Source organism: Bradyrhizobium sp. USDA 4449 (assembly GCF_054056275.1).
The window spans coordinates 4082901-4095368 of the sequence record NZ_JBSRYD010000001.1; the positions used below are offsets into that span (position 1 = coordinate 4082901).

Consider the following 12468-nt stretch of genomic DNA (forward strand, 5'->3'; position numbering starts at 1 on the left):
ATTCTGATGGAAAGACAATAGAAACTGGACGGGGATGCGGCAAGGGCCTGTGGAACCATTGACTTCTGCCGCTCAACCCCTTTCAGCCCAGGAGGCTCGTTTGCGTGAACTGGTTCGGACCAATGATATCGTGCTGGTGTCGGCGATCGGTGCGCTGCTCGACGGCGCCAACATCCACCATCTGGTGCTGGACCAGAACATGAGCATCATCGAGGGCTCGCTCGGCGTCCTGCCGCGGCGAATCCTGGTCCACGAGGACGACGCCAGCGAAGCCCGGCAACTCCTGACCGAGGCCGGGCTCAGCCACGAACTGCGCGGCGATGATTGACGTCGTCACAGATCTCACCGAGGACGCCTTTCTCGGCGGACAGCTGCGCCTCAAGCAGAAGCGATCCGGCCACCGCGCAGGGCACGATGCGATCCTGCTTGCGGCCGCGACGGCAGCCCGTGAGGGGGATCGGGTGGTCGATTTCGGGGCAGGCGTCGGCACCGCCGGCCTGGCGCTGGCCCGCCGCGTGGCCGGCCTCAATCTTTGCCTGGTGGAGATCGATGCGGAATTGGCAGAGCTCGCACGCGCCAATGCAGCCGCGAATGCGATTACCGCTGACGTGATCGTGCTCGACGTCACTGATGACGCGCAGCCGTTTGCGGCACATGGGCTCGTGCCTGATAGTGCCGATTGCGTGTTGATGAACCCGCCCTTCAACGATGCCATCAGGCATCGCGGTTCGCCGCATCAGGCGCGTCACACCGCGCATGTCGCAACCGAGGAGACGTTGCATGCCTGGGTGCATTCAGCGCGGCGCGTCCTCCGGTCGAACGGTGCGCTGACGCTGATCTGGCGAGCGGATGGAATCGCAGACGTTTTGGCAGCGCTGTCACGCGGTTTTGGCAGCCTGTCGATTCTGCCGGTTCATGGCGAAGCGGCACGGCCTGCGATCCGCGTGCTGGTGCGTGCCGTCAAGGGCGGCCGCGCGCCGACGCGATTGCTGCCGGGCCTCATGCTCAATAACGAGTCACACGTGCCCAAAAAAGAGGTGAGGGATATTCTCGAGGGAAAAGCGGTCTTGCCGCTGGCGGAGCCGTGACGGCTTACTGGGGAAGCGATTCCGACTGCTGTTCCTGCGGGGACGTATAGCGAATCGCGGTGAGGAGCGCGGCGATCAGCATCAACAGCAGATAGATCTTCATGTCGTTTCCTCCGCTGCCTCATTGCAGCTTCCCGCCGCGGATTCTGCAAAACACGTTCCAGGCACTTTCAATGACAGTCGCGTGATAAGAATTGGTTAATCAGGAGTAACGGCATGGCCGAACAATTGAACGATCGCGAGAATTCCGGCCTGGCCGACAAGCTCTTGCAATACCTGCCGGCGCGCTTCCGACCGGGTACGGCGGTGGTGCCGGTGGTGCGGCTGTCAGGCGTCATCGGCGCGGTGACGCCGCTGCGTCCGGGCATGACACTCGCGGGCGTCGCGCGGGTGCTGGAGCGGGCGTTTTCGTATCGGAACGCCAAGGCGGTGGCGCTGGTGATCAATTCGCCCGGCGGCTCGCCGGTGCAGTCGCGCCAGATCTATCTGCGCATCAAGCAACTCGCGGCGGAGAAGAAGCTGCCCGTGCTCGTGTTCGTCGAGGATGTCGCGGCCTCGGGCGGCTACATGATCGCCTGCGCCGGCGACGAGATTTTCTGCGATCCGTCATCGATTCTCGGCTCGATCGGCGTGGTCGGCGGCAGTTTTGGTTTCCAGGAGGCAATCAAGCGGCTCGGCATCGAGCGGCGCCTCTACACGGCCGGCGCGCACAAGGCGATGCTCGATCCGTTCCTGCCCGAAAATCCTGATGACGTGGCCAAGCTGAAGGCGCTTCAGCGCGAGATCCATCAGATCTTCATCGCGCTGGTGAAGGAGAGCCGCGGTAGCAGGCTCAAGGGCGCCGACGACACCCTGTTCACCGGCGAGTACTGGGCCGGTGAGACGTCGATCGCGCTGGGACTTGCCGACGGCCTCGGCGATCTCCGCTCAACTCTTCGTGCCCGCTACGGCGACAAGGTTCTCACCCCCGTGATCGCGCAGCCGACCGGGCTGTTGTCCGGCCTGTTGGGACGGAAATCGCCAGGCGCAGGGCAGCTTTCGGCCATGGAATCAATGGCCAGCCTGCCGGACGAGCTGATCTCGGCGGTCGAGACGCGGGCGATTTGGGCGAAATTCGGGTTCTAGGCGAATCCCCTGCCGCGCCATTTGGTCCGTCTTGAGCCAATTGCGGCGCAGCCCGGACTGCGCGAGAATGTGCGTGGGGGTTGAGCAGTAGACAAGGATCGACCGATGCCGCCGTTCGTTGCATTCGCGGGCGTCCTGGGTGGGCTTGCCGTGGTCCGCTGGGCATACAAGACCGCACTCCGGATCAACCAGGAGCTGGAGGAGATGCGCCTGTCGCGCGTCGCCGAGGCCGCCCATACGGGGGCCGTCCAGACGCTGAAGCGTGACCCGGTGACCGGAGCGTATAGGCCGGGATAGTCTCCGCACGGAAGGTGCGCTGCCTCTCGCGCTTGCGGAGGAGGCCGGGTCGGGTCTTTCCACACGCGAGAAACCCAAGAGGAGAAAGCCCTCACCCGCGCTTTCGGCGCGACCTCTCCCGCAGGCGGGAGAGGTAAGAAAGGCCCCTTTGCCTTGATTCCCATCCCCGCCGTCGATACGGTCCCGCGCGATTCAAACCCCCCGCGAGAGCCTGATCTGACGATGGACGCCTCATTGCCCGCCCACATGCGCCCGGAACGCTCGTTCCAGGGCTTCATCCTCGCGCTCCAGCGGTTCTGGGCCGAGCAGGGCTGCGTGATCCTGCAGCCCTACGACATGGAGATGGGCGCGGGGACCTTCCATCCGGCCACCACGCTTCGCGCGCTCGGGCCGAAGCCCTGGAACGCCGCCTATGTGCAGCCCTCGCGCCGGCCCAAGGACGGCCGCTACGGCGAGAATCCGAACCGGATGCAGCACTACTACCAGTTCCAGGTGATCATGAAGCCGTCGCCGCCGAACCTTCAGGAGCTTTACCTGAAGTCGCTGGCCGCGATCGGCATCGACTCCGCCGTTCACGACATCCGCTTCGTCGAGGACGATTGGGAGAGCCCGACGCTCGGCGCCTGGGGTTTGGGCTGGGAGTGCTGGTGCGATGGCATGGAAGTCAGCCAGTTCACCTACTTCCAGCAGGTCGCCGGCGTGGAATGCGCGCCTGTTGCGGGCGAACTCACCTACGGGCTCGAGCGTCTCGCGATGTATGTGCAGGGCGTCGATCGCGTCTACGATCTCAACTTCAACGGCCGCGAGGGCGACCAGAAGGTCACCTATGGCGACGTCTTCCTGCAGGCCGAGCGGGAATATTCGAAGCACAATTTTGATGTCGCCGACACCGCGATGCTGTTCGAGCAGTTCAAGATGGCGGAAGCGGCCTGTCGGAAGTACCTCGACGCCGGCTGGAAGGACGACAAGCGCGAGGCGCATCTCATGGCGCTGCCGGCCTATGACCAGTGCATCAAGGCGAGCCACGTCTTCAACCTGCTCGACGCCCGCGGCGTGATCTCTGTAACCGAACGGCAAAGCTACATTCTTCGCGTGCGCGAGCTGGCAAAAGCCTGCGGCGAGGCCTGGATCCATACTGAAGCGGGCGGAGCGGCCTGATGCCCGATCTTTTGCTTGAACTGTTTTCGGAAGAAATCCCCGCGCGCATGCAGGCCAAGGCGGCCGACGATCTGCGCCGCCTCGTGACCGAGAAGCTCGTCGCCGAAGGCCTCGTCTATGAGGGCGCGAAAGCGTTCGCGACGCCGCGCCGGCTCGCACTCACCGTGCACGGCATCCCCGCGCGCCAGCCCGACCTGAAGACCGAACGCCGCGGACCGAAAGTCGGCGCGCCCGATGCGGCCGTGCAGGGCTTCCTCAAGGCGACCGGCCTGAAATCGCTGGAAGAAGCCAAGATCCAGCGCGACCCCAAGGGTGACTTCTACATCGGATTGATCGAGAAGCCCGGCCGCGACGCCATCGACGTGCTCGCGGAAATCCTGCCCGTCATCATCAGAACCTTCCCCTGGCCGAAATCGATGCGCTGGGGCGCGCGCTCTGGAAAACCGGGTTCGTTGAGCTGGGTACGTCCGCTGCACGCGATCATCGCGACCTTCGGGCCCGAGACGGAAGAGCCCGATGTCGTGAAGTTCGAGGTCGACGGCATCGAGACCGGGCAGACGACGTATGGCCATCGCTTCATGGCTCCATCGGCGATTTCTGTGCGCCGCTTCGAAGACTACGAAGCGAAGCTGAAGGCGGCAAAGGTCATTCTCGATCCGCAGGCGCGCAAGGACATCATCTTCGCCGACGCCAAGGAATTGACGTTTGCGCAAGGCTTCGAGCTGGTCGAGGATCAGGTGCTGCTCGACGAGGTCTCAGGGCTCGTCGAATGGCCCGTCGTCATGATGGGATCGTTCGAAGAAGAATACCTCGCGATACCCGACGAGGTGATCCGCGCCACCATCCGCAATAACCAGAAGTGTTTTGTCGTTAGGGATCCCAAGACCGGGAAGCTGACCAACAAGTTCGTCCTTACAGCAAATATCGAGGCAGCAGACGGCGGCAAGGTCATCGTATCGGGCAATGAGCGCGTGATCCGTCCTCGCCTGTCGGATGCGAAGTTCTTCTACGAGACCGACCTGAAGACGAGGCTCGAGGATCGCCTGCCGAAGTTCGAGCAGATCGTGTTTCACGAGAAGCTCGGAACTCAGGCCGCGCGCATCAAGCGCATCGAGCGCCTCGCCGCCGAGATCGCGCCGCTGGTCGGCGCCGATGTCGCCAAGGCGACGCGCGCCGCGCATCTGGCGAAGGCGGATTTGCTGACCGAGGTTGTCGGTGAATTCCCTGAGGTGCAGGGCTTGATGGGCAAGTATTACGCGCTGGCCCAGGGCGAGGATGCATCCGTCGCCGCCGCCTGCGAGGAGCATTACAAGCCGCAGGGGCCGGCCGATCGCGTGCCGACCGATCCGGTCAGTGTCGCGGTTGCGCTCGCGGACAAGATCGATACGCTCGTCGGCTTCTGGGCGATCGACGAGAAGCCGACGGGCAGCAAGGACCCGTATGCGCTGCGTCGCGCGGCGCTCGGTGTGATTAGAATCGCGATCGAGAATGAGCTCGACCTGCATCCAAGGGGGCTTCTCGACTCGCATATCCGTGCCATCCGCCCTGACATCTCTGATACCGAGAAGGGAATTATCGGCGACACATTCCAGCTATTCTTCGAAGATCGATTGACGGTTCAATTGAGAGAACAAGGCGCGCGGCATGATCTCGTCGCAGCCGTGCTTGAGCTTGGTGGAAACGAGGCCGGGCTGCTTTCAATCGTTCGCCGCGTCGCGGCGCTCGGAAAGTTCCTCGATACTTACGACGGCAAGAACCTGCTCGCCGGCACCAAGCGCGCCAGCAACATCCTTTCGATCGAGGAGAAGAAAGACAAGCGTACCTTCGACGGTGCGCCGGATGCGGCGCTCTATAGCCTTGCAGAAGAAAAGGCTCTGGCGAAGGCGATCGACGAGGTGAAGGGGGAAGCTGGTGCCGCCGTTGCCAGGGAGGACTTTTCCGCCGCGATGAGCGCGATGGCCAAGCTGCGTCCGCCGGTCGATGCGTTTTTCGACAAGGTGCGTGTCAACGACGACAATGCCAAGGTGCGTGAGAACCGGCTGAAGCTGCTCAACGAGATCCGCAGCGCCACGCGTGCGGTCGCGGACTTCTCGAAGATCCAGGATTGAGGCGGGATAAAAATGCCCCGCCCGGCGGGGGGAAGACCGGGCGGGGCCTGATGTCCGATTTTCACTGCTGCGCCAGAATGATTGACGTGGCGCGCCGGACATCGAGTTGAACTGATTCTCCTTAGTCCATCACCTCGACGATGCGCCGCGAGCGCGGTTCGACCAGCACGGTCGAGCCGTTCACGACGGTGTAGCGGTAGGTCGTCGCACCGAAACGTTGCGGCACGTCATAATAAGTGATGCCGGTTTCGGGTAAGGTGGCGCCGACGACCACGCGATCCGGAATATGGAAGGCCGGCACACGTTGCTCGACGACGTAGTCGCGGAAAGCCGGGCGCTGCTCGACCGCAATCGTCGGGCCGCTATCGACCACGACGGGCGCGCGTCCCACTGTGATCCCGGTTTGCGCCTGCGCTGCGACCGGCGAGCCGATCGCGGCCGCGAGCGCTGCAAGGGCAAGAATCCTGTTTCGCATGGGCAACTCCTTCGACGTGCTTGCGACATGGTTTTACCGGACGCGCCAATGGCGCGACCGGTTGCCAATGCTGCGCCGCGCGCGATGTTCCGAAAAAGCCCTGCCGCATCGGCGGCAATTTCGGGCAGTTTTCGCGAACTGGGGAACTCGCCGAGGTGCCAGCGCGTCTCTACCCGCGGAACCCGGTCCGCTATGATCCGCCCGCGATTCGCCTCAACGTTCGGAAAGACAATTCATGCACATCACTGTCGCCCACATCTCGCCGATCCTGTCCCTGCTCGCGGGTGTGCTCATCCTGATCATGCCGCGCCTGCTGAACCTGATCGTGGCGATCTTTCTCATCGTCAATGGTGCGATCGGGCTCGGTTTGTTGAGGTGGCTCCATCTCTAGGCCTTCATTTTCCGGAACTCTTCGACTTGCGCGGGCCCGCCCAAAATGGTGTAAGGCCCGCAATTTCCCGTCCCTCTCGCAGGTTGTGTGCAAGCCATGGCCAAAGCCGCCTCGAAGCCGAATAAATCTCCAGCGAAATCAAAGGGCTCCGCCAAGACCAAAGCCGCGCCCGCGGCCCGCAAGGCGCTTGCCAAGAGCGCCGTGAAGAACGTCCCGAAGCCGGCGGCCAAGGCGTCTGCGAAGCCCGCCGCGAAGGCTGCGACCAAGTCGGCTGCGCCCAAGGTCGCCAAGAGCGCTCCGGCCAAGAGCGCCTCGACCAAGGCGGCACCAGCCAAGGTTCCTGCAAACAAGTGGGTCTTCACTTTCGGCGACGGCAAGGCCGAGGGCCGCACGGAGATGCGCGACCTGCTCGGCGGCAAGGGGGCCAACCTCGCCGAGATGGCTAATCTCGGCCTGCCGGTGCCCCCCGGCTTCACGATCCCGACCTCGGTCTGCACCTATTTCTACGCCCACGACAAATCCTATCCGAAGGAACTGCGGTCGCAGGTCGAGAGCGCGCTCGACTACGTCGGCAAGTTGACCGGCAAGGTGTTCGGCGACACCAAGAACCCGCTGCTCGTCTCCGTGCGCTCCGGCGCGCGCGCCTCGATGCCGGGCATGATGGACACCGTGCTCAATCTCGGCCTGAACGACGAAACCGTGGAAGCACTGTCGGAACTCTCCGGCGACCGCCGTTTCGCCTATGACAGCTATCGCCGCTTCATCACCATGTATTCCGACGTGGTGCTCGGTTTCGAGCATCATCATTTCGAGGAAATCCTCGACACCTTCAAGGACAGCCAGGGCTACACGCTCGACACCGACCTCACCGCCGACGACTGGGTCGATCTGGTCGGCAAATACAAGGACGCGGTCGCCCGCGAGACCGGCAAGGACTTCCCGCAGGATCCGCATGACCAGCTCTGGGGCGCGGTCGGCGCGGTGTTCTCATCCTGGATGAACGCGCGCGCGGTGACCTACCGCAAGCTGCACGACATTCCGGAATCATGGGGCACCGCGGTCAACGTGCAGGCCATGGTGTTCGGCAACATGGGCGAGACCTCGGCAACCGGTGTCGCCTTCACCCGCAACCCCTCGACCGGCGAGAGCAAGCTCTACGGTGAATTCCTGATCAATGCGCAAGGCGAGGACGTGGTGGCGGGCATCCGCACGCCTCAGGACATCACCGAAGAGGCGCGCAAGGAATCGGGCTCCGACAAGGCGTCGATGGAGGCGGCGATGCCTGAGGCCTTCAAGGAGCTGACGCGGATCTACACGCTCCTCGAGAAGCACTACCGTGACATGCAGGACATGGAGTTCACGGTCGAGCAGGGCAAGCTGTGGATGCTGCAGACCCGTAGCGGCAAGCGGACCGCGAAGGCCGCGCTGCGCATCGCGGTCGAGCTTGCGAACGAAGGCCTGATCAGCAAGAACGAAGCGGTGACGCGCATCGATCCCGCCTCGCTCGACCAGCTCCTGCATCCGACCATCGATCCCGAAGCCAATCGCGACGTGATCGCGACCGGCTTGCCGGCGTCGCCGGGTGCGGCCTCCGGCGAGATCGTGTTCTCGTCCGATGAAGCGGCCAAGCTTCAGGGCGACGGACGCAAGGTCATTCTGGTTCGCATCGAGACCAGCCCCGAAGATATCCACGGCATGCACGCCGCCGAAGGCATCCTGACCACCCGCGGCGGCATGACCTCGCACGCGGCGGTCGTCGCGCGCGGCATGGGCAAGCCCTGCGTCTCAGGCTGCGGCACCATTCGCGTCGATTACGGCCGCGGCACCATGAGCATCGGCTCGCGCACCTTCAAGGCCGGCGACGTCATCACCATCGACGGTTCGCTCGGTCAGGTGCTGGCCGGCCGCATGCCGATGATCGAGCCGGAACTGTCAGGCGAGTTCGGCACGCTGATGAACTGGGCCGACCAGGTCCGCAAGATCGGCGTCCGCGTCAACGGCGACACGCCGGATGACGCCCGCACCGCGATCAAGTTCGGCGCGGAAGGCATCGGCCTCTGTCGCACCGAGCACATGTTCTTCGAGGAGACGCGCATTCGCACGGTGCGCGAGATGATCCTCTCCGAGGACGAGCAGTCGCGCCGTGCCGCGCTTGCCAAGTTGCTGCCGATGCAGCGCGCCGACTTCGTCGAGCTGTTCGAGATCATGAAGGGCCTGCCCGTCACGATCCGCCTGCTGGACCCGCCGCTGCATGAGTTCCTGCCGCATACCCATGCCGAGGTCGAGGAAGTGGCGCGCGCCATGAACACCGATCCGCGGCGTCTGGCGGACCGCGCGCGCGAGCTGTCGGAGTTCAATCCGATGCTCGGCTTCCGCGGTTGCCGTATCGCGATCGCCTATCCTGAAATCGCCGAGATGCAGGCACGCGCGATCTTCGAAGCCGCGGTCGAGGCCGAGAAGCGCACCGGCAAGGCGGTCGGCCTCGAGGTGATGGTGCCGCTGATCGCGACCAAGGCCGAGCTCGATCTGGTCAAGGCCCGCATCGATGCCACCGCGAAGTCGGTGATGCGCGAGACCAACACCAAGATCGCCTATCAGGTCGGCACCATGATCGAGCTGCCGCGCGCCTGCCTGCTCGCGGAACAGATCGCCGAGAGCGCCGAGTTCTTCTCGTTCGGCACCAACGACCTGACGCAGACGACCTACGGCATCAGCCGCGACGACGCCGCGAGCTTCCTCGGTCCCTATGTGACCAAGGGCATCCTCTCGATCGATCCCTTCATCTCGCTCGACCAGGAAGGCGTCGGCGAGCTCGTCAAGATCGGCGTCGCGCGCGGCCGCAAGGCGCGCCCGAAGCTCAAGATGGGCATTTGCGGCGAGCACGGCGGCGACCCGGCCTCCGTCGCCTTCTGCCACAATGTCGGCCTCGACTACGTGTCGTGCTCACCGTACCGCGTGCCGATAGCGCGCCTCGCCGCCGCGCAGGCCGCGCTCGGCAAGGCGATTGCGAGCCAGGCGTAAGCTGTCGCGATAGACGGGATGCGAAGGAGGCGGGGCTTGCCCCGCCTCTTTGTTTTACGCGACGCCCGATCCGCGTCGTTGCGAGGAGCTCGCGACAGAATTGCGCAGCAATTTTGCGCAGATGCGACGAAGCAAGCGGGATTCTGGAATGCTTCGTTTCGCTCGGACGGAGAGGGAACCGTACGCGTCGCGCAATGATAAGTGCGCGCAAGACCTGATCAGCAAGAGTTCCTTCACCATTCGCGTTGACCGGATGTTTACCGCTTCAGATGACGCGGCGTTTACCAACGCGCAGCACCGCCGGCCGAAAACACCCGACATTGCTTGAGTGTGCCTGCCGCGCAACGCCGATTAACGCCCCGGCAACCTAAATTAGATACTTACAATAAAGATCGAACTGCACGGATGTACTGGGTTCGATCGGAAACGGGCGTAAGCGTAGCGTGAGCGTAACGATGCTGGTGTTGCGTAACCATCCGAAGGGCGCGCGGTTCGCGTCCTTCGGAATCGGTCTCTTCATCTTCGCCTTGATGCCGCGAGAGACCGGCTATCAGGACATAGGCTCCCTGCTGGCGCGTCAGCCCGGCGTTGCCGAGCGCTGGCAGAAGCAGGTGTTCTCCGCGGCCTCGTCGATTCAGCTTGCGACTTACAGCTTCTCGCGTCCGATCGGCACGTCCATTCCGCAGAGCGCGATGGTTCGCCTCGCGAGCCTCGATGGCCGCGACGTCACCGGCACGATCTCTCGCGGCAATCCCGCGCTCCAGGCCCCGACGCGCTATCAGGCCTCCGATTTCCCCAAGGTCGAACGGGCGCTGAAGGGCGACCGTCTCGCCACCGTGACGCCTGCGCCTCCGCCCGAGAGGCCCGCGCCCTCCGCGACGCCGGCGCAGCAGGATCCCGCCACGTCTAACAGCTCTGTCTTCGGTGCCAAGACGGCCCAGCGACCGGTCGAGCAGCCACAGGCAATGTCGCCGGAGTCTGCGGTGGCACTCGATCCCGAGCTTCAGGAGGCGCTGCGCGCGCCGCCTTTGACGCAATATGCCAATCCGAAGGCCGACGAGAGTGCGCTGTCCTTCGCGGCACAGCCGCTCAACGCGCTGAAGCCGGCGACGGTCGCCCCGCCGCGCGATCCCTTCAGTGTGAAGACGTCGAACCTGTTCTTCGGCAGCTCCTCGCTCGGCGGCGCCGTCGAGAGCATCGAGAGCTGGCAGCCCGGTGCCGAGCCGCTGATCGTGATGCCCGACCCCGACATGAAGCTGGCCTCGCCGTCGCCGCCGACCGACGACGTCGGAAACGCGACCGAGAGCGGCGAGAGCGTCGCGCCGAAAGGCGAGGTCAACGCCGACAACCAGCGCTCCAAATCGCCGGCCGAACGGCTGGCACTGGACGGCAAGTCACGGGCGAAGTCTGAAAAGTGTCTCGCTGAAGCCGTCTATTTCGAATCCCGCGGCGAGGCCGTGCGCGGCCAGATCGCGGTCGCGCAAGTGGTGATGAACCGCGTCTTCTCCGGCAAATATCCTGATACGGTGTGCGGCGTGGTCTATCAGAACAAATACCGTCATTTCGCCTGCCAGTTCACGTTCGCCTGCGACAACAATCCCGACGTGATCCGCGAGCCCGAGATGTGGGATCGTGCGAAGAAGATCTCCAAGGCGATGCTCGATGGCCAGATCTGGTTGCCGGAGGTCGGCAAGTCGACGCACTACCATGCCTATTGGGTGCGTCCGTCCTGGGTGGCCGAGATGAAGAAGATGTACAAGACAGGCGTGCACACCTTCTATCGTCCGCGCGCCTGGGGTAACGGCGAGGAGGAGCCGAGCTGGGGCACGCCGGCGCAGACCGCCGCACTCTCGGCAGAGCTCGCGCAGGAAGCCAAGAGCTCCGCCGAGATGGGCGTGACCGAGCGGCGCTGACGGCGCCTCAGGTCTCGATATCCAGCGCGCAGTCGAAGTTGGGCACGGAATGCGTCAGCGCGCCTGAGGAGGCGTAGTCGACGCCGGTTGCCGCAATCGCGGCAATCGACTCCAGCGTAACGCCGCCGGACGCTTCGAGCGTGAGGCGGCCTTCCGTGATCCGGACGGCCTCGCGCAGCGTCGCGAGGTCCATGTTGTCGAGCAGCACCGCCTCCGCAAGGCCGGTCGCAAGCACCTCGCGCAGCTGCGCGAGCGTGTCGACCTCGATCTCGATCTTGACGAGGTGACCCGCATGAGCGCGGGCGCGCTCCAGCACGGGCCGGATGCCGCCGGCGACCGCGATGTGATTGTCCTTGATCAGGATCGCATCATCGAGGCCGAAACGGTGGTTGAAGCCGCCGCCGCACCGCACCGCGTATTTCTCCAGCGCCCGCAATCCCGTCGTGGTCTTTCGCGTGCAGCAGATGCGCATCCTGGTGCCCTGGGTACGCGCGACGTAGTCGTCGGTGAGCGTGGCGATGCCCGAGAGGCGGCCGACGAAGTTCAGCGCGGTGCGTTCCGCGGTGAGGATGGCGCGAGCGGGGCCCGAGATCGTCAGCACCTGCTGGCCGCGGACGACCCGCGCGGCATCGCGGACATGGGCGCGTATTTCGATATCCGGCGAGAGCTTTTGCAGCGTCGCCAGCGCCAGCGGCAACCCGGCGATGATCCCGGATTGGCGCGCGACGAGGACCGCTTGCGCCTTTGTTGCTTCCGGGATCGTCGCGAGTGAAGTGATGTCACCGGCGCGGCCGAGATCTTCGTCGAGCGCGCGATGCACGGCGTCATCGATGGCGAGGGGGGAGAGGAAGGCGTCGGGATAGAGCAGGGAGGTCGGGGTGATCATGGAAAA

The 12468-nt window shown here is 64.3% G+C and carries 11 protein-coding genes; 9 read left to right on the forward strand and 2 right to left on the reverse strand.

From position 1 onward, the window contains the following. Positions 1-100 precede the first annotated feature (100 nt). The 6 genes from ACVIIW_RS18955 (at position 101) to glyS (ending at position 5776) form a co-directional block, all read left to right on the forward strand. The gene (locus ACVIIW_RS18955; RefSeq protein WP_092227450.1) at positions 101-328 is read left to right on the forward strand and encodes a putative signal transducing protein; all 228 of its coding nucleotides are present in this window, start codon (positions 101-103) and stop codon (positions 326-328) included. Next, positions 321-1088 (forward strand): tRNA1(Val) (adenine(37)-N6)-methyltransferase, encoded by a 768-nt coding sequence (locus ACVIIW_RS18960; RefSeq protein ID WP_456702108.1) that lies wholly within the window; start codon positions 321-323, stop codon positions 1086-1088. The genes ACVIIW_RS18955 and ACVIIW_RS18960 overlap by 8 nt, the downstream gene beginning before the upstream one ends. 216 nt (positions 1089-1304) lie before the next feature. After that, positions 1305-2213: a S49 family peptidase gene (locus ACVIIW_RS18965; RefSeq protein ID WP_456702109.1), complete on the forward strand. Its 909-nt coding sequence runs from the start codon at positions 1305-1307 to the stop codon at positions 2211-2213. 105 nt (positions 2214-2318) lie between these two features. After that, complete coding sequence (locus ACVIIW_RS18970; protein ID WP_456702110.1) at positions 2319-2510, forward strand: hypothetical protein; 192 nt, start codon at positions 2319-2321, stop codon at positions 2508-2510. 222 nt (positions 2511-2732) lie between these two features. Continuing rightward, entirely contained in the window at positions 2733-3668 is a 936-nt protein-coding gene (locus ACVIIW_RS18975) for a glycine--tRNA ligase subunit alpha (protein WP_456702111.1), read from the forward strand. Then, positions 3668-5776: a glycine--tRNA ligase subunit beta gene (gene glyS, locus ACVIIW_RS18980; protein WP_456702112.1), complete on the forward strand. Its 2109-nt coding sequence runs from the start codon at positions 3668-3670 to the stop codon at positions 5774-5776. Before ACVIIW_RS18975 ends, glyS begins: the two co-directional genes overlap by 1 nt. A gap of 121 nt (positions 5777-5897) precedes the next feature. Here the strand turns inward: glyS and ACVIIW_RS18985 are convergent, their stop codons facing one another. Continuing rightward, a complete protein-coding gene (locus tag ACVIIW_RS18985; protein WP_092227456.1) occupies positions 5898-6251 on the reverse strand; it encodes a DUF1236 domain-containing protein in 354 nt (117 codons plus the stop codon). A gap of 235 nt (positions 6252-6486) precedes the next feature. Here ACVIIW_RS18985 and ACVIIW_RS18990 point away from each other — a divergent pair, with 235 nt between their 5' ends. From ACVIIW_RS18990 to ACVIIW_RS19000, 3 genes are all read left to right on the forward strand, one after another. After that, positions 6487-6642 carry a DUF3096 domain-containing protein gene (locus ACVIIW_RS18990; RefSeq protein ID WP_456702113.1) on the forward strand — a complete coding sequence of 52 codons (156 nt, stop codon included), beginning with the start codon at positions 6487-6489 and terminating at the stop codon, positions 6640-6642. Positions 6643-6738: 96 nt separating this feature from the next. Beyond that, the gene (gene ppdK / locus ACVIIW_RS18995; RefSeq protein WP_456702114.1) at positions 6739-9663 is read left to right on the forward strand and encodes a pyruvate, phosphate dikinase; all 2925 of its coding nucleotides are present in this window, start codon (positions 6739-6741) and stop codon (positions 9661-9663) included. A 455-nt stretch (positions 9664-10118) separates the two neighbouring features. Further along, positions 10119-11576 carry a cell wall hydrolase gene (locus ACVIIW_RS19000; protein WP_456702115.1) on the forward strand — a complete coding sequence of 486 codons (1458 nt, stop codon included), beginning with the start codon at positions 10119-10121 and terminating at the stop codon, positions 11574-11576. A 7-nt stretch (positions 11577-11583) separates the two neighbouring features. On the opposite strand, the gene nadC is transcribed toward ACVIIW_RS19000, so the two are convergent. Next, positions 11584-12462 (reverse strand): carboxylating nicotinate-nucleotide diphosphorylase, encoded by an 879-nt coding sequence (gene nadC, locus ACVIIW_RS19005; RefSeq protein ID WP_456702116.1) that lies wholly within the window; start codon positions 12460-12462, stop codon positions 11584-11586. Positions 12463-12468: the final 6 nt, after the last annotated feature.